We start from the raw sequence: 17,063 nt of genomic DNA on the forward strand, positions 1-17,063 counted from the left end.
ACCCATTATCGTAACGCTTGGGCAAATCGCAAGGCACGAGCGGTGAGCCCGTGCCTGTGCGCGCCCGCTGGGCCGCACGGATGCAGCCTGTGCGGCAGACGGAAAAAAGGGCCGGATGGCAAAACCATCCGGCCCACGGTGTCCAATTCGCCGGGCGAGGGAGAGAGGAGAGAGTGCCCGGTGGAATTGAAGCTGGAAATTCGGCCTCAGGCGGTCTTGCCGACCTTTTCGGCGGCCAGGCTCATGCGGTTCGACATCGGCGCGAACGCCTCGTTGACCAGCTTGAGCATGGCTTCGGTGTTCTTCGAAGCGGTCGAGACCATGGCATCGAAATTACGGCGGGCGATTTCGCCCTGCAGTTCGAAGAGCTCGGTCGGCGACTTGATCGCGGTGAACTTCTTCATGTCTTCCTGGACGGTCTCGGCAGCCGACTTGGCTTCTTCCGCATAGCTGCGGCCCATGTCCTGCATGCCCGAAGCGAGGATCTTGCCCGATTCGACCACGGCCTCGAGATTGCCCTTCTGGAATTCGGCGGCTTCCTTGGTCATTGCAGTGCCCTTTTCGTAGGCGGCCTTGACGCGGGTCTGCATGTCGGCAGCCATGTTCTGCGCCTTGGCGGTGTAATCGGTGGTGTTAGCGGTCTTGGCAGTAGCCATGATGGTGTCCTTCAACTGGGAGATCGGGGCGGTCTTGGCGAGCGCCGCAGCCGGCGCCGCGGGAGTGGCCTGCTTCGCCGCCGGCGCGGCTTTGCGCCGGGCGGTCTTGGGTGCGGCCTTTTTCGTCGCGGCTTTCTTCGGCTTTTTCGCGACGCTGGCGGGGCCGGCATCGGCTTCCACGGCCTTGGCGATGGCCGCGGTGCTTACTGCATCGCTTGCCGGCGCAGCCGCAGGCTCGGTCGAAACCGTGGCAGTCGCCTTGGCGCTCTTGTTCTGGCTGTCACCCATCGGGAACCTCGCTATGTTGCAGTGCACAAAATAGGCACTGCAGCCGCGAAGTCAAGGATATTTTGTGCACTGCACAATAAGCCGCGAATGCGGCGGGTGGGGCCGGTTATCGCGCCGCGACGTAGCGTCCCGGCGCATCCTCGATCACTCGGTCACCGCGGCCGCCGGGCTTGCGCTTGCCCTTCGCGGCCACCGTGGCGGGATCCTGTTCGCGCAGCCATTCGATCCAGTCGGGCCACCAGCTGCCGGGATGCTCCTGCGCACCGTCGCGGAATTCGGCCAGGGTGCGCGGCGATCCCGTATTGGTCCAGTACTGGTACTTGCCCGAGCCCGGGGGATTGACCACGCCCGCGATATGGCCCGATCCCGCCAGCACGAATTTCAGCGGGCCGGCGAAATGGTCGGTAATCCGCCAGACGCTTTCGGCGGGCGCGATGTGGTCTTCCTTGCCCGCCTGGACGTAGGTCGGGGTCTCGACCAGGCCGAGATCGATCGGCGTGCCATCGGCGCCCAGCGCATCGGGTTCGACCAGCCGGTTGTCGCGGTAGAAATCGCGCAGATATTGTTCATGCCACTTGGCGGGCAGGTTGGTGACGTCGCCATTCCAGTGAAGCAGGTCGAAGGCCGGGTAATCCTCGCCCAGCAGGTAATTGTTGACCACGTAGTTCCAGATCAGGTCGGTGCCGCGCAGCAGGTTGAAGGTCGCCGCCATGTAACGCCCGTCGAGATAGCCTTCGGGGGTCAGGCCCTTGATCGCCGCCAGCTGCTGGTCGTCGACGAAGTTGCGCAGCTCGCCCGCCTTCTCGAAATCGACCTGCGCGGTGAAGAAGGTCGCGCTCCTGACCTTGTCCTGCTCGCCGCGGCGGTGCAGCACCGCCAGCGTCCCCGCCAGCGTCGTTCCGGCCACGCAATAGCCGATCGCGTGGACCGCCGGCACGTCCAGCCGCGCACGGATATGGTCGATCGCGTCGATTTGCGCGCGCACGTAATCGTCCCACACCACGTCTTTCATGCTGGCATCGGCCGATTTCCAGCTGACCATGAACACGGTGACGCCCTGTTCGACCGCCCAGCGCACGAAGCTTTTCCGGGCGTTGAGGTCGAGGATGTAGAACCGGTTTATCCATGGCGGGAAGATGACCAGCGGCGTCGCCAGCACCGTGTCGGTCGTCGGCGTGTACTGGATCAGCTGGTAGAGCGGGGTCTCGTGCACCACCTTGCCCGGCGTCACCGCGATGTTCTCGCCCAGCGTGAAAGCGCTCGCGTCGGTATGCGACAATTGCCCGCGCCTCAGATCGGCGAGCAGGTGTTCCATCCCCGTGACGAGGTTTTCGCCCTGCGTTTCCAGCGTGCGTTCCATCACCACCGGGTTGAGCAGCGGGAAATTGGCCGGGCTGGCCGCATCGGTCATCGTCCGCGTGGTGAACCGCAATTGTTCGCGCTTGTCGTCGGACAGCCCGTCGATCCGGTCGACCATTTCGGCCACGCGCTCGGCCAGGAACAGATAGGTCTGGTGGATCAGCGCATAGGCGGGGTGCGCGCGCCAGCGCGGGTCGGCGAAACGGCGGTCGCGGCGCGGCATGTCGGCGGCGTCCCGGGCCTCTTCCTGCCCGCCGGCGCCCAGTCCGTATTGCGCCAGCACCTGCTGCCACACCTCCATCCCTTCCTGCCACAGCGCCTGCTGCTGTGCGGGATCGCCCAGCGGCATCTGGCGGTACCAGTCCTGCGCCAGCCCCATCCACCGCGCCGGGTCCATCCACGGCACCAGCGCCTGCGGATCGGCCAGCTGCTCGGCCTGGTATTCCAGCCACATCGTCTGCAGCTTCGTCCCGACCTCGGCCCAGTGGCGCATGTCCTCCGCCGACAGCGGGTTGCCCCCCGCCGCCTCGGCCATCGGCGCGAACAGCGCGCGGGCGAATTTCGCCGGCGCTTCGAAAAGGTTGGTGAAGGGGTCGGGGCCGTCGTCGGTCATCATCGCTCCTGCCTGGTGCCAAGCGCCTGTTGGGGTCGCAATAGGATATTCCGCCTCCGCATGCACGCGCGCCGATTGCACCGGGGAGGTGAATAGGTAATCAGTGTGACTCGACCAACGCCCGAAAGAGCCATGATGTCCGACGAATTCTACCGTATCAAGCGCCTGCCGCCCTATGTCATCGCCGAGGTCAACGCGATGCGGCACGAGGCGCGGCGCGCGGGGCGCGACATCATCGATCTCGGCATGGGCAATCCGGACCACCCGCCGCCGCAGCACGTGATCGACAAATTGTGCGAGGTCGCGGCCAAGCCGGGCGCGCATGGCTATTCGCAGTCCAAGGGCATTCCCGGGCTGCGCAAGGCGCAGGCGAACTATTACGGCCGCCGCTTCAACGTCGATCTCGATCCCGATCGCGAAGTGGTGGTGACGATGGGCTCGAAGGAAGGCCTGTCGTCGATGGCCACCGCGATTACCGCGCCGGGCGACGTGATCCTCGCGCCGAGCCCGTCCTATCCGATCCACACCTTCGGCTTCATCATCGCCGGGGCGACCATCCGCAGCGTGCCGACCACGCCCGACGAGCGCTATTGGCGCGCGCTCGAGAACGCGATGGACTACACCGTGCCGCGCCCGACCGTGCTGGTGGTCAACTATCCCAGCAACCCGACTGCCGAAACGGTCGACCTCGCGTTCTACGAACGGCTGGTCGCATGGGCGAAGGAGAACCGGGTCTGGGTGCTGTCCGACCTCGCCTATTCGGAACTCTATTACGACGGCAAGCCGACCCGCTCGATCCTCGAGGTCCCGGGGGCGAAGGATGTCGCGGTGGAATTCACCTCGATGTCGAAAACCTATTCGATGGCCGGCTGGCGGATGGGCTTCGCGGTCGGCAACCCCACGCTGATCTCCGCGCTGACGCGGGTGAAGTCCTATCTCGACTACGGCGCCTTCACCCCGATCCAGGCGGCCGCCTGCGCCGCGCTCAACGGGCCGCAGGACGTGGTCGAGGAAAACCGCGCGCGCTACCAGAGCCGCCGCGACGTGATGGTCGAAAGCTTCGCCCGCGCCGGGTGGGATATCCCCACGCCGCCCGCCAGCATGTTCGCCTGGGCCAAGCTGCCGCCCGGTTTCGAGGAGATGGGCAGCCTCGAATTCTCCAAGCAATTGCTCGAACATGCCGATGTCGCGGTCGCGGCCGGGGTCGGCTATGGCGAGGAGGGCGAAGGCCATGTCCGCATCGCCATGGTCGAGAACGAGCAGCGCATTCGCCAGGCAGCGCGCAATGTGAAGCGCTTCCTCGCCGACCACGCGGGTCGCTGATGCGGCTGTTGCATCCGGATCGGTAGCATTTCCGCGTCCGGGCGGTTCTCAAACCTCGGTTTTTACTTAGTCTCCGGCCCGCATCGGAAAACCGAGGGGTCGCTTGATGAGGGGCGCGACATTCGCATGGCTGTCGACCAGCCCGGCTGTCCCGGTCCGATGGGATCTGGGCCATGCCGGCTGGTCGATGGAACACGCACCGGATGCCGCCAGCGCGTCCGCGGCGTTGCCGGGCGTGCTCGACTGGCGCGCCGCCAGCCGGCCGCGTGACTGGCATGAGCTTGCGGGACGCAGCCGGATCGTCGCGGTAGGGGTCGATAGCCCGCGGGAACGCGCGCGCCTGCTCGATGCCGGGCTGGGCGATGCGCTCTCCAGCCACGTCGCCTTCGTCGAGCTCGGCGTGCGGCTGGCGCGGCTGCGCCATGGCGAAAGCTCGCTCCCGCGGTCGCTGCGGGCGGGGCCGGTGACGCTCGACCTGTTCTACCGCGACGGGCGGCTCGATGGCCGCTGGCTGGGGCTGCATCCGCGCGAATTCGGCCTGCTCTGGCGGCTCGCCGAAGCGCGCGGCATGCCGATCACCCGCCGCCAGCTGCTGCGCGATGTGTGGCGGATCGAGCATCCGCCCGAAACCAACTCGCTCGCCGTGCATGTCTCGCGGCTCCGGGCCAAGCTGGCGGTCTCCGCCTGCAGCTGGCTGGTGGAAACGCATCCGCAAGGCGGCTACCGGCTGGCGGCCCGGCCCGCGGCCATTCCCTGCGAGGCGCAATGCGCCTGACCGTCCGTGCCGCTGCCGGCACGCGGCAACTGGACATGGCCCGCCCGATGGGTACCAAGGGGCGCACAATTGCGGAGAGAGGTTTCAGCATGCAGTTCAACGATCGCGTTTCCATCGACCTGGCCGATAATGGCGTGGCGCAGGTCCGCTTCACTCGCGGCGACAAGATGAACGCGCTCGATCCCGCTCAATTCGACGCGGTGATCGCCGCGGGCGAAGCGCTGCGCACGATGAAAGGGCTGCGCATCGCCGTGCTGTCGGGCGAGGGGCGCGCCTTTTGCGCCGGGCTCGACACTGCCAGCTTCGGCGGCGACGGCGGCGGATCGTCCAAGCTTGCCGAACGCGGCTATGGCAATGCCAACCGCGCACAGGAAGCCGCGATGACCTGGCGCAAATGCCCCGTGCCGGTGATTGCCGCAGTGCACGGCGTGTGCTTCGGCGGCGGGCTGCAGATCGCCAGCGGCGCCGATATCCGGGTGGTGCACCCGCAGACGCGCATGGCGGTGATGGAAATGAAATGGGGCCTCGTGCCCGACATGGGTGGTTATGCCCTGTGGCGCGGGCTGGTGCGCGACGACGTGCTGCGCGAACTGACCTACACCAACCGCGAATTCATCGGCGAGGAAGCGCTCCAACTCGGCCTCGCCACCATGCTCGACGACGATCCGCACGCCCGCGCCACCGCGCTGGCCGAAACCATCGCCAACAAGAACCCCGAAGCGATCCGCGGCGCCAAGCGCCTGTTCCGCGTGATGCATGAAGAGGGCGAGGATGCGATCCTGCTGGCCGAGAGCGAGGAACAGGACGCCATCATGCGCCAGCCCAACCAGATCGAGGCGGTCATGGCCGAAATGCAGAAACGCGCGCCGGTGTTCAAGGACGTGTAAGGGGGGGGCTTGGCCTCACGGGCCGGCTGCGCGCGTTAACATAGCTATGACGATCTGCGCCTAGGCACGCCACTATGCAGCAATTCGGCCAAATCACTCGCCGCCTGTCCGGATGGGTCATGCTCTGCCTTGCACTGGCAGTCGCGGGGTGTTCGCTCACCGATCAGACGCCAGTCTATCGCTATCGGCTGACCGTGGAGGTCGATACGCCCGATGGGGTGAAAACCGGATCGAGCGTGATCGAGGTGGATACCGAGGTAGCGGGCGGATATTCGATCCCGACACCCGGGCGGGTTACCAATCGCGTACGCGGCGAAGCGGTGACGGTCGATCTCGGCGAGGGGCGGGTGTTGTTCGCACTGCTGCGTTCGGAGGCCGACATCGATTGGGCGGGACGGGTAATGTACCGCCTTTCTCCGCAATACGCCGGCGAAAATGCTCTTCGGGACGGGTATCGGAACATGCTGCGGCACCGGCCGGAAAGGACCGTGCCGCGACATTTTTCGCGTGCCGACCAGGTGAATAAACGCTCGGCCTATCCGATGCTGGTCACTTTCGGCGACCTCGACGATCCTGCCAGCGTCGAACGAGTCGACCCCGACGATCTGGCCGCGACATTCGGAGAAGGGGTCCGCCTCAAGCGCATCACTGTGCAGATCACCGACGATCCGGTTACTAGCGGGATTGAGCAACGGCTGGGATGGTTGGGCAATATCAGGGAAATGAATCTCTCCAATGAGGACTTCCCAGAAGATTTTCCCGTTGGTGATTTTAGTGGGCTCTTCCAAAAGGATACAATGAGGTGAAATGGAATGTTTTATCTCGTTGGTCGCCTTTGATAGCTGCAATCGCGGTTTTGGATTAGATACCGATAAGTTGGCTAATCGGCTCGGCTAACATCCCAGCGCTCGCCACCATATCCTACCGCCGCACCCACCAATCACCCCGCCCGCGGGATAGCGCAGGCCGAAGCGTAGCCCAGGCCGCGCGTGATCGCGGGGAACAGCCTGCCGCCGGCTGCGGCGAGCGTCATTTCGGTAGGGACGGGGCGCGAATGCTGCGCCTCGATTGCCTCGCCCAATTCGACCGCGCGGAGAAAATCGCTTTCGTCCGCGGTTATCTCGCTTGAGGCTAGGCCGCTTCGCTTGCGGGCTGCGACGCGGCGAGGAATTGCCGTACGAGGTGTTTGAGATGCGTCGGGAAGTGGTCGAGCCCGGGGGCCTCGCCAATCGGTGCCCCGATCCTCGTGTCCGGCTTGAGCCGTTTCATGCGCCAGTTGGGAAATGCGCGCTGCGCGATTTCGGTCTGGCTCAGGATCTCGATCTGCGAATGGCGCGTGTCTTCGCCAAGCCGCGAAAGCAGCGCATCGATTGCGCTCCGGGAACCTTCGACGACCTGGAAGAAGCGGTTTTCCGCGAAGATCAGGAACCCGGTGAGATCGTCTCGGGAATTGTTTCGTGCCGAGGTTTCGATGATCTTGAACACATCGTCGGGAGCAAGGACGCTCGATGCCCTGCTCACATAGGCTAATTGCAACACCCGGTTCACTCCTGAATTTTCGCTATCCTAACCAGTCTGGCTTACCGAGCCGTTAAGAAATTGCCGGTCAGTGGGTGCGCCACGGCGCCGTTCTGTCACCGCTCCGCGCTTGGCCGCGGGCCTTCCCATCGCAGCAAATTCTCGGGTATCGCCGGCATCCCCATTGCGCTGCCCGATTGCGCGTGTTCAACACCGCAGCCGGTTCATCCAGGGGCACGATCGGGCTTGCTCCACGTTAGAGGTCATGATGTTCGATCGCCTGTCTGTCCTGCCGCAATATCTCCTGCCCAAACGCGGGCTGACACGTCTTGCCGGGCGCGTTGCCCGGGCGCGTGGGGGGCGGGCGACGACCCGGCTGATCCACTGGTTCGTCGGAAAATACGGCGTCGACATGAGCGAGGCCGAAAACCCGGACATTGCCAGCTACGCCTCGTTCAACGATTTTTTCGGCCGCCCGCTGAAACCGGGCGCGCGGCCGCTGGCCGATGCCGATTTCATCTCGCCGGTGGACGGTGCCATCAGCCAGTTCGGCGCGATCGACGATCACCATATCCTGCAGGCCAAGGGGCATCGCTTCACCACGACCCAACTGGTCGGCGGGGACGCCGCGCTCGCGGGCCGGTTCCGCCACGGCAGTTTCGCGAACCTGTATCTCTCGCCGCGGGATTATCACCGGCTGCACATGCCGTGCGCGGGCCGCCTGCAGCGCATGATCTATGTTCCCGGCGCGCTGTTTTCGGTCAATCCCGTGACCGCGCGCGGCGTGCCCGGACTGTTTGCCCGCAACGAACGCGTGGTCTGCGTGTTCGATTCCGAAACGCATGGGCCCTTCGTGATGGTGCTGGTCGGCGCGACGATTGTCGGCAGCATGGCCACCACATGGCACGGGGTGGTCAATCCGCAGCGCACCGGGGCGATTGCCGAGTGGGATTATTCGGACCAGCCGGTCGTGCTCGAACAGGGCGAGGAAATGGGCCGCTTCCTTCTCGGATCGACGGTGATCATGCTGTTCGAGAAGGATGTCATCGAATTCAATGCGGACTGGCGCCCCGAAGGCCCGGTTCGGCTGGGAGAGGTGATGGGCACCAGGCCCGCCCGGTAATCCCGGTTCACGGCTACGCGCAGTCTCGGATCAGGAAACGCGCCGTGCGGTGCTCAGGCGGCGGCGGAAGCGTCGCCCTTCAACCGCCGTGCCTGGAATGCGAAGCGCGCGGCCCTGCCGACATCCTCCTGGAACGATGAATTGACCAGTCCGCCGACGATCGAACCCACGAGGGGTACGACCATGCCCGCCCGGCTGCGGAAGCTGGTGAATGCGATTGCGCGCGAAATCCGCTCGACTGCCTGATCGACGATCGGCGCGATGTGTTCGTGATCGGCATGGACGAGTTCCCCGGCCGGGCCGAGGGCCGCTTCCAGCGCCGCAATGCGGTCCCGGCGCGCCTCGGGTTCGTCCACTGCGGCCAGTTCGAGGATCTGGAGGCGGAACAGCTTTTCTGCCGGGCCATCGCCCGTGTAGCCATAGGCGCGCCCGGTATCGCGGATGGCGCGCAGCGCAATGGCGATGGTGGCCGGGATGTCCGCGCTCATCGACAGCGCACCGCCCAAGCCAGCGGCGGCCCCGGTGGTCGCGCTGACGCTGCGCGCGGCGCGCGAGACCTTGCGTGCCGCCTGCCGCGCCGCCTCGAGATCGGCCGCATCGTGATCGAACTGGACGAGGCGCGGGGCGCCCGCCGCCCGGTCGAGCCCCTTCAGCACGGTTTCGACCAGACCCTTCGGGACCACGCTGGCGATCGCTGCCCCGAACGGATGCGTCAGCCGCTCCAGTCCGCGCCCGAGGCGGGAAGGGGTGCTGTCGCGGAACCGGCGCTGCTCTTCGATGATATCCATGCCAACCGAATGGCTGCGGGGCGGACACGTTCCGGAACGGGGCTGGTAATTCGGCAGCCGGCCGGTGGGTTCGCGGGTACGCCAGTTCCCCCGCGCTCGCTCCTTTAGCCCCGGATAGAGGCGACTCGCGCGCCGCTTTCCTACAGCGTGGGCGATCGGCATGAGCGGCCCGCTCTTTGACCGCGTGAAATTGCTACCCTGCCGGGCGTGAACGGTGCAGTGCCTTATACTGCCGGAAGGTCACACATGCGCGGGCGTTGCCGGGGGCAAACTGCTGGCTGCGCTGATCATTCCGGGAAGGTCACGCTTTCCGCAGGAGCGTAAAGCGGTCCACGTTCAGCCGAACACCGCCACGCATTGCATCCCATCGAGCATCTGCTTGCCATCGGCGTTCCACAGCCGCAGCCGTTCGGAGGAGTAGCCATGCGCAGCGTGCTGGCTGGCGTTCTCGCTCATCCACCAGCCGTCGCGGGTCGCGGGCGCGGGTTCGAGCAGGTTGAACGACCAGTTGACCGAGCTGATCGGTCCCTGCCGTTTCATCGCGCGCATCGCGCCCGGGGGCAGGACGTCGCCCAGCAGGATGAGCTCGCTCACCGGGTCGAGCCCTTCGCGGTCGGTCAGCCGCGCCCAGCGGCGCACCACCGGGTCGCCCGGACCCTGCTGCTCCTGCGCGCGGCGGATCTCGAAGTTGTTCTGGATGAAGGCGGGGCCCTTGCCGTGCATCGCGTTCTCGGCTTCCTCGGGCGGACCGGGCCAGTCGGCGACCGGTGCGGCATCGTGCATCGCATTCGCCTCGCGTTCGGTGCCGAACAGCCAGAAGGCGGTGAGCGTGCATTGCCCCTCGCACCAGATCTCGCTGCGCACCTGTGCGACATTGCGGCCCTGCCGGACGATCTCGCGGCGCAGCTCGGCATCGGGTCCGGTAGGGGCGACGAAGGCAACCTGGGCGCCGCGCAGCGGCGGCAGGTCGGGGAATGCCCGGGTGACCGCGGTATAGGCGATCAGCGCGGAGGCGCCGCCGTAGAGCGTGCGGCCCTGCATCCAGTGGTCGAGCCCGGAAAAGCGCGTGTCGCCGCCTGCTGCGGTGATCGGATCGAGAAGGTTGGCAATGCTCATGCGCAGGGTCATTGCCCCTATCCGGCCATGCGTCCAGACTGACGTTACGTAAGGCATCACTGGGCGATTGCCTTTGCCGCGGAGAATCGCTAGTGCGCCGCTTCCTTCCCGAGAGGGAGGGCGAGGCCCGATGGCGGAGTGGTTACGCAGAGGACTGCAAATCCTTGCACGCCGGTTCGATTCCGGCTCGGGCCTCCACTTCCCGCGCAACCCGCGAAAGTGCCGCTTTAGCTCAGTTGGTAGAGCACATCATTCGTAATGATGGGGTCACAGGTTCGAGTCCTGTAAGCGGCACCATTCACGGCCGAGGCCGAAAAGCGCCCAGCCCGCTCCAGCTGCATCGCCGAATGAAAGAGAAGAAGCGCGAGCGTGGTCCGGCATTTGCGCGCGAGCGTTGCGGCTCCGCCCGCCGTGTTGCCAAGTTATTTGGCCGATCACCCCGCCACGTCGGACATTGCCGGCGGCGAGTGGTCTAGTCCGACAGGGGTAGGGTCGAAATCTGCAGCGCCGCCCTCGGGAACCTCCGGAAGAAGTCCGCGCGGGCAAGCTCGGTTCCGGTCGCAGCGCACACATCCAGCAGATCGGGCGCCTTCGTCCACTGACCATCCCGCCAGCACCACGGCAGGGAATGCCTGGTGTCGATTATGACTGCAGTTCCTTCGAGTTGGTAATAAGCGATCTGCACGGCGCCCTCGTCTGTTCGGCGAGACGCCAATAGAAAATCGGAGGGCCGATACACCCTAGGATTATCACTTAGAAAGCCGGGCGGCGGGGACAGTTTGACGCGAGCACTGACGCGCTGGCAATCCGGGAGCAGGAGCGGCCGGGAAGCCGCGCGGTCAGGCGGTTTCCTTGTCCGAATATCCGAAGCGAAGCGCGCAGGCTTCGTCCACCGGGACGGCAGGGCTGAACAGGTAACCCTGCCCGTAATAGCAGCCAATCTCGAGCAAGGTCCTTCTCTGCTCTTCGGTTTCTATGCCTTCAGCGATCACCTCGATACCGAGGCTGCGGCTCATCACGACCATCGCCTGAACGATGTTCTTGGACATCACCGAAGTGCATATGTCGCGTACGAAAGAGGCATCGATCTTGACCCGGTCGATCGGGAAATCGCGAAGATGGGTGAGCGAGGAATAGCCGGTGCCGAAGTCGTCGAGGGCGATCCGGATCCCGCGACTTCTCAATTGGTCCAGAACGCTTTTCACATTCTGGTTGTCGCCGACCATCAGCATGGTTTCGGTAATTTCCAGGGTTACCCAAGCCGGATTGATGTGGTGTCGCTCCAGCGCCTCGAACACGCGGGGTACGAAGTCGCGGCTTATCAGGTCGGCTTCGGTGGCATTGATGCTGACATATTGCACTCCGCCATGCGCGGCCATCAGGCTCGGAAGATCGCGCGATACGTTCTCGAACATTCGTACGCTGATCTGGCGGGAAAGGATGGGGTCCATGATCGCGGGAATGACGGCGGATGCCGGTATCAGCGTATCGTCTCCGGCTTTCAGTCGCATGAGCGATTCGAAACCGATAAGCCGGTTGTCGGTGATCTGGATGATCGGCTGGTACCCGGACTGCACCCGGTCCTCGCCCAGAGCCTGGGTTACGGTCTCTATGGCCCGCCTACGCTCGACATGCGGCAGTTCCATGGACGAGTTGTAGAAGTGGACCGTTCCCGGTTCGCGGGCCTTGCCATGATACAGCGCCAGATCGGCCTTGTGGATCAGCGCGTCGAGGGATGCGAGCGCCGTGCTCTCCGCAACGCCGCATGTCGCGCTGACACCGACGCCGCCTTCTCCCAGGTCGACCGCCTCTTCGATCGTCAGCAGCAGGTTGCTGGCGAAGTCCTGAACCTCGTCCTCTGACATCGATAGCGGACTGAGCACCGCGAATTCGTCGCCGCCCCACCGGGCAAGGATCGCGTTTGCGGGTACGGCGTCTTCGATTTGCTTCGCAATTCGCCGCAAGAGCTTGTCGCCCGTCTGATGGCCGAAAGTGTCGTTGACGAACTTGAAGCCGGTAAGGTCGAACAGCATCGCGTAGAAGGTGCAATTGATCGCCGCGGCATCTTTCAGCCGCTCGACTGCCCGCGCTTCGAACGCATTGCGGTTGAGCAGGCCCGTCAGATCGTCGTGACTGGCCGCATAGCGCAGGTCCAGCATCGCCTGGAGCTTTTCCGTAATATCGCGGACAGTACCGATCATCACGGATTTGCCGCCCTTGGCATTCTCGACGAACTCCGCGATTATCCGGGCCTGTCGTCTTTGGCCCCCCCGGCCCACGATCTCCGCGGTGAAATCGAGGTTCTTCCCTGTCCGGCGGGACTCCAGATAGAGCGCTTCGACGCGCTCGCGCTCATGCGGGGAGTAAAACTCGAGGGTATCGTCGAGCGTCATCGGACGCTGCTGATCCAGCCCCATGATTTTGTAGGCTTGATCGGAAAAGGTCAGCGACTGCGTCTCGACGTCGAATTCCCATGAACCCAGCTTCGCGATTTTTTCCGCTTGCTGGAATGTCCTGACGCTTCGTTCCAGCCTGCGATGCGACTTGGCCAGTTCGTCTCGCGCGGCAACAACCGCGTCGATGTTAAACGCCTCGACGATCGTCCCGACTGTCGATCCGCTGGAATCGACCATCGGAGAAGCGGTGTAGGAGACGTTGTAGAAATGGCCGTCCTTGTGGACGAACATGTCTTCGCCGCTAATCTGGTGGCGTTCGGGAAACGCCCGGTCGATGGGGCATTCTTCGATCGGGAAGGGCGACCCGTCGGGGTATTGGTGATGGATCAAGCCGTGGAGGCACCGTCCGACCGCCTCTTCGAAACTGTAACCGGTCAATTCTTCGGCAGCGCGATTCATGAAAGAGCAGTTCTGCTGCTCGTCCATCATGAAGATGGCCATCCTGGTGTTGTTCAGGATGGCATCCAGCCGGGAGCTGGTCCGTTCGAGGCGGTCCCTGATCGAGTTGAATTCAGAAATGTCCCGGATCGCTGCGAAGAAAACGAACTCGCCCTGGGATTGGATCAATTGCAGCGAGACCGAGACTTCGTAAGTGCTTCCGTCTTTTCGGCCGTGGACCGTCTCGAAGGAAAGCCTGGGAACTTCTGCGGATAACAGTGGGCCGACGAAGGCTTTGAATTCTTCTTCAGAAAACTCCGGCTTCAGGTCCCAGGGGTGCATTTCGCTGAGTTCTGCCAACGAATAGCCGAGGTTTTCGCGCGCACCCCTGTTGACCAGGATAAAGCGGAAGTCATCCGCGGCGAAGACGTAGATCTCGGACGCCGACTGCTCGACGACTTCTCCCAAACGATCCACGCCTAAAGTTGACATCCGAACCTCATCCTAGGGAGTCTGAGTATCGCAAAGAAGGTAAACCAAACCCTTCATGCCTGTCACGCGTAAGGCCTCGTTCCCGATTGACCGGCTGTATCGCTGCGCGCTCGCGGCGGGAGGGCCGCTATCGGCGATGGGGACCTCGTTCCGGTGCTGGTCCGGTCAACCCACGATTGAAGATTGTGCAGGAGGAGGCGGGCTTTGGGGGGCGGCATGCGCGCCCGCCGACCATGCTGTACCAGACGGTGCGGAAAGCCGGGGCGCCGAGCCGATCCGGCCACAGCGGCTTTTCGGGAAGCCACCGGCGGCCCCTCCGCGCGCAGGCGCGAGCGGCCTCAGGCGGGGATGAAGCAGCAAGGGTAGCCTGCAAAGCGGTTTCGACGAGCCGCCGAGCCCCATGTGGGTTCATTTCTGACAATCCCCAAAACCTAGCGGATTGCGACTCGTGTTATTATTATTTGAAACCAAGCTATCAAAAGCGGGAATCGGAAGCAAATTCCCGATATTTTTCTTACGATTATCCGAGCAGGTGCAAGCGGTGTCATGCGCTGTCACCGGGGCGCGCTGGCGCCTGTCCTGATTCATCCGACCGGCCGACGCCTGGCCCATGCTGCCGAGGGGCAGGTGGACTGGCGGTCAGCCCAGTCTGTCGTGAGACATCCGTGATCAGGTCGTGCTTCCGGGAAGCGTCAGCCCGTTGCCGTACCAACAGCAGCAGCTAGGGACCGGCATGCTCGCCGTGCCGCTGTACATCTCTCGCCCGCGGGCCTGAAGCGGTCAATGCCGCTGGTCAATGATTGGATGATGACTTGCCGGCGGCGCACCCCATGAGGGCGGGCTGGAAGCCAGCCGCGCCGCTCATGGGGCATGTATCATCCACGCACGCTGTCACGAAAGCGAAACGTGCCGTTTCAGATGGTGGTCGACGCTGCCAAATTCGGATTCGAAGATCGTCAGGCGCTTGAAGTAATGCCCGATCGCATATTCATCGGTGACGCCATTGCCGCCGTGGATCTGCACGGCTTCCTGGCCGATCAGGCGCGCGGCCTGGCCCACGCCGACCTTAGCCGCCGAGGCGGTGCGCTTGCGTTCCTTTTCGCCGGCATCGAGCTTGATCGTGGCGAGATAGGTCAGCGAGACCGAGGTCTCATAGGCGGTATACATGTCGACCATGCGGTGCTGAAGCACCTGGAACTTGCCGATCGGCACGCCGAATTGTTTGCGTTGCCGCGAATATTCGACCGTCATCGCATGCGCGACCTTCATCGCGCCGCAGGCCTCGGCACATTGCGCGGCGATCGCCTCGTCAGTCACCTGCTCGATCAGCGGGAGCGCGGCACCTTCTTCGCCGATCAGCGCATCTGCGGGGACCGAGACATTCTCGAAATAGATTTCCGATGCACGGCGGCCGTCGACGGTTTCATAGTCGCGCGTGACGATACCGTCGGCCGATTTATCGACAATGAAAACGCTGACGCCTTCGCGGTCGCGGCGGTCGCCGCCGGTGCGGGCAGTGACCATGAGGTGGCTGGCCCAGGGGGCGCCGATGACCACGGCCTTGTGGCCGTTGAGGACGTAGCCATCGCCGTCTTTCTTCGCCGTCGTCTCGAGATCGGCGTAATCGTAGCGGCCACGCGGCTCGGCATAGGCGAATGCGAAGACACGTTCCCCGCCGATGATGGCCGAAAGGTGTTCCTCGCGCTGGGCGTCGCTGCCGGCATGCTTGAGGAAGCCGCCGGCGCAGACCACGGTGGGAACGAAAGGTTCGACCACCAGGCCCTTGCCGAATTCTTCCATGACGATCATCGCATCGATCGCGCCGCCGCCAAAACCGCCGACATCTTCGCTGAAGGGCATGCCCAGAATGCCGAGTTCGGCGAGCTGCGCCCAGATTTCGGGGCGCCATCCGGCATCGCTCTCGATGGCAGCGCGGCGCGTTTCCCAATCGTATTGTTCACGGACCAGGCGCGAAAGACCGTCGCGCACCATGTCCTGTTCTTCGGTGAAGTTGAAATCCACGTGTCGTCCCTTTCCCGTGCCGTCCGGCGCTCTCAGAGCCCGAGGATCATTTTCGTAATGATGTTGCGCTGGATCTCGTTCGATCCGCCATAGATCGATGTCTTGCGCATGTTGAAATAGGTCGCCGCCGAATCGTGAGCGTAGTCGGGGCCGATCGGGTATTCGTTCGATCCCGTGTCGTTGGCGATACTGCCGTAATAGGGGGCCGAGTAGCTGCCGACCGCTTCGAGCGTGAGTTCGGTCAGGCGCTGCTGGATTTCAGTGCCCTTGATCTTGAGGATCGAGCTTTCCGGTCCCGGACCCTTGCCGGCCTGCTCGCCTGCAAGCGTGCGCAGTTCGGTGATCTCGAGCGCGGCGAGGTCGATCTCGAGCTGGCTCACCTTGCGGGCGAAATCCAGATCGTCGATCAGCGGTTCGCCATCGAGCGTTTCGTTGGCGGCAATTTCGCGTAGCTTTTCGACGCCGCGCTTCGAGCGGGCCACACCGGCGATCCCGCTGCGTTCGTGAGCGAGCAGGAACTTGGCATAGGTCCAGCCCTTGTTCTCTTCACCCACGAGGTTTTCGACCGGGACGCGGACATCGGTCAGCCAGGTTTCGTTGACCTCGTAACCGCCGTCGAGCAGCTTGATCGGCTTCACCTCGACACCTGGCGACTTCATGTCCACGAGGATGAAGCTGATGCCTTCCTGCGGCTTGGCGGCGTCCGGATCGGTGCGGCAGAGGAAGAAGCCCCAGTCGGCATATTGCGCCAGCGTGGTCCAGGTCTTCTGGCCATTGATGACGTAATGATCGCCGTCGCGCACCGCCGTGGTCTTGAGCGAGGCAAGGTCGGAACCCGCGCCGGGTTCGGAATAACCCTGGCACCACCATACTTCGCCGCTGCGGATGCCCGGGAGGTGCCGCGCCTTCTGCTCTTCGCTGCCGAAGGTGTAGATCACCGGCCCGACCATGGAGACGCCGAACGGCAGCGGCATGATCGCATTGACCCGCGCGTTCTCCTCGGACCAGATGTATCGCTGGGTAGGCGTCCAGCCCGTGCCGCCATACTCGACCGGCCAGGCAGGAACCGACCAGCCCTTTTCGCCGAGGACCTTGTGCCAAGCGAGAAAATCCTCGCGCGAGAGGTCTTCGCGCAGGCCCACGTCGCCAAGGTGCTTGGGGTAATTTTCTTCGATGAAGGCGCGCACTTCGTCGCGGAAGGCCTGCTCTTCAGGGGTGAATTCGAGGTTCATATGCTCAAGCTCCGGTTTCCATCCGCTAAGGCTCGGA

Annotated in this window: 13 protein-coding genes and 2 tRNA genes; 7 read left to right on the top strand and 8 right to left on the bottom strand. The window is 64.0% G+C overall.

Going from position 1 to position 17,063, the window contains the following annotated elements; genetic code table 11:
- Positions 1 to 206 precede the first annotated feature (206 nt).
- A complete protein-coding gene (locus tag GRI55_RS13045) occupies positions 207 to 944 on the bottom strand; it encodes a phasin family protein (protein ID WP_160767462.1) in 738 nt (245 codons plus the stop codon).
- 106 nt (positions 945 to 1,050) lie between these two features.
- Positions 1,051 to 2,916 carry a PHA/PHB synthase family protein gene (locus GRI55_RS13050; protein ID WP_160767540.1) on the bottom strand — a complete coding sequence of 622 codons (1,866 nt, stop codon included), beginning with the start codon at positions 2,914 to 2,916 and terminating at the stop codon, positions 1,051 to 1,053.
- 135 nt (positions 2,917 to 3,051) lie between these two features.
- Between GRI55_RS13050 and GRI55_RS13055 the strand changes: the two genes are divergently transcribed.
- From GRI55_RS13055 to GRI55_RS13070, 4 genes are all read left to right on the top strand, one after another.
- Positions 3,052 to 4,239 (top strand): LL-diaminopimelate aminotransferase, encoded by a 1,188-nt coding sequence (locus GRI55_RS13055; RefSeq protein WP_050599773.1) that lies wholly within the window; start codon positions 3,052 to 3,054, stop codon positions 4,237 to 4,239.
- A gap of 106 nt (positions 4,240 to 4,345) precedes the next feature.
- Positions 4,346 to 5,014, top strand: a complete 669-nt coding sequence (locus GRI55_RS15045; protein ID WP_237452536.1) for a winged helix-turn-helix domain-containing protein — start codon at positions 4,346 to 4,348, stop codon at positions 5,012 to 5,014.
- A gap of 89 nt (positions 5,015 to 5,103) precedes the next feature.
- Positions 5,104 to 5,901, top strand: a complete 798-nt coding sequence (locus GRI55_RS13065; RefSeq protein WP_160767541.1) for a crotonase/enoyl-CoA hydratase family protein — start codon at positions 5,104 to 5,106, stop codon at positions 5,899 to 5,901.
- 74 nt (positions 5,902 to 5,975) lie between these two features.
- Positions 5,976 to 6,707 (top strand): hypothetical protein, encoded by a 732-nt coding sequence (locus tag GRI55_RS13070; protein ID WP_160767463.1) that lies wholly within the window; start codon positions 5,976 to 5,978, stop codon positions 6,705 to 6,707.
- Between the two features lie 325 nt (positions 6,708 to 7,032).
- Here GRI55_RS13070 and GRI55_RS13075 read toward each other — a convergent pair whose 3' ends face one another.
- A complete protein-coding gene (locus tag GRI55_RS13075; protein WP_331251269.1) occupies positions 7,033 to 7,449 on the bottom strand; it encodes a BLUF domain-containing protein in 417 nt (138 codons plus the stop codon).
- Between the two features lie 238 nt (positions 7,450 to 7,687).
- Here GRI55_RS13075 and asd point away from each other — a divergent pair, with 238 nt between their 5' ends.
- Entirely contained in the window at positions 7,688 to 8,542 is an 855-nt protein-coding gene (asd, locus tag GRI55_RS13080; protein WP_160767543.1) for an archaetidylserine decarboxylase, read from the top strand.
- Positions 8,543 to 8,595: 53 nt separating this feature from the next.
- Here asd and GRI55_RS13085 read toward each other — a convergent pair whose 3' ends face one another.
- The gene (locus GRI55_RS13085; protein ID WP_160767465.1) at positions 8,596 to 9,330 is read right to left on the bottom strand and encodes an EcsC family protein; all 735 of its coding nucleotides are present in this window, start codon (positions 9,328 to 9,330) and stop codon (positions 8,596 to 8,598) included.
- 336 nt (positions 9,331 to 9,666) lie between these two features.
- On the bottom strand, positions 9,667 to 10,446 hold the full coding sequence (locus GRI55_RS13090; RefSeq protein ID WP_063510782.1) for an acyl-CoA thioesterase: 780 nt from the start codon (positions 10,444 to 10,446) through the stop codon (positions 9,667 to 9,669).
- A 124-nt stretch (positions 10,447 to 10,570) separates the two neighbouring features.
- Here GRI55_RS13090 and GRI55_RS13095 point away from each other — a divergent pair.
- Together GRI55_RS13095 and GRI55_RS13100 are read left to right on the top strand one after the other, a co-directional pair.
- Positions 10,571 to 10,644: transfer RNA gene (locus tag GRI55_RS13095), tRNA-Cys, on the top strand.
- 23 nt (positions 10,645 to 10,667) lie between these two features.
- Positions 10,668 to 10,743, top strand: a tRNA-Thr gene (locus GRI55_RS13100).
- A 542-nt stretch (positions 10,744 to 11,285) separates the two neighbouring features.
- On the opposite strand, the gene GRI55_RS13105 is transcribed toward GRI55_RS13100, so the two are convergent.
- The 3 genes from GRI55_RS13105 to GRI55_RS13115 form a co-directional block, all read right to left on the bottom strand.
- A complete protein-coding gene (locus GRI55_RS13105) occupies positions 11,286 to 13,757 on the bottom strand; it encodes a sensor domain-containing protein (protein WP_307020129.1) in 2,472 nt (823 codons plus the stop codon).
- A 906-nt stretch (positions 13,758 to 14,663) separates the two neighbouring features.
- Complete coding sequence (locus tag GRI55_RS13110) at positions 14,664 to 15,794, bottom strand: acyl-CoA dehydrogenase family protein (protein ID WP_050599680.1); 1,131 nt, start codon at positions 15,792 to 15,794, stop codon at positions 14,664 to 14,666.
- 32 nt (positions 15,795 to 15,826) lie between these two features.
- Positions 15,827 to 17,026, bottom strand: a complete 1,200-nt coding sequence (locus GRI55_RS13115; protein ID WP_050599679.1) for an acyl-CoA dehydrogenase family protein — start codon at positions 17,024 to 17,026, stop codon at positions 15,827 to 15,829.
- Between the last annotated feature and the right edge of the window lie 37 nt (positions 17,027 to 17,063).

It is taken from the genome of Qipengyuania citrea (genome assembly GCF_009828015.1).
Lineage (GTDB): Bacteria > Pseudomonadota > Alphaproteobacteria > Sphingomonadales > Sphingomonadaceae > Qipengyuania > Qipengyuania citrea.

What these genes read in the sequence shown, in the direction of transcription:
- GRI55_RS13085 (WP_160767465.1), bottom strand. Translation starts at nt 9,330, where the DNA reads ATGGATATCATCGAAGAGCAGCGCCGGTTCCGCGACAGCACCCCTTCC.
- GRI55_RS13065 (WP_160767541.1), top strand. Translation starts at nt 5,104, where the DNA reads ATGCAGTTCAACGATCGCGTTTCCATCGACCTGGCCGATAATGGCGTG.
- GRI55_RS13090 (WP_063510782.1), bottom strand. Translation starts at nt 10,446, where the DNA reads ATGAGCATTGCCAACCTTCTCGATCCGATCACCGCAGCAGGCGGCGAC.
- GRI55_RS15045 (WP_237452536.1), top strand. Translation starts at nt 4,346, where the DNA reads ATGAGGGGCGCGACATTCGCATGGCTGTCGACCAGCCCGGCTGTCCCG.
- GRI55_RS13070 (WP_160767463.1), top strand. Translation starts at nt 5,976, where the DNA reads ATGCAGCAATTCGGCCAAATCACTCGCCGCCTGTCCGGATGGGTCATG.
- GRI55_RS13055 (WP_050599773.1), top strand. Translation starts at nt 3,052, where the DNA reads ATGTCCGACGAATTCTACCGTATCAAGCGCCTGCCGCCCTATGTCATC.
- asd (WP_160767543.1), top strand. Translation starts at nt 7,688, where the DNA reads ATGTTCGATCGCCTGTCTGTCCTGCCGCAATATCTCCTGCCCAAACGC.
- GRI55_RS13050 (WP_160767540.1), bottom strand. Translation starts at nt 2,916, where the DNA reads ATGACCGACGACGGCCCCGACCCCTTCACCAACCTTTTCGAAGCGCCG.
- GRI55_RS13045 (WP_160767462.1), bottom strand. Translation starts at nt 944, where the DNA reads ATGGGTGACAGCCAGAACAAGAGCGCCAAGGCGACTGCCACGGTTTCG.
- GRI55_RS13115 (WP_050599679.1), bottom strand. Translation starts at nt 17,026, where the DNA reads ATGAACCTCGAATTCACCCCTGAAGAGCAGGCCTTCCGCGACGAAGTG.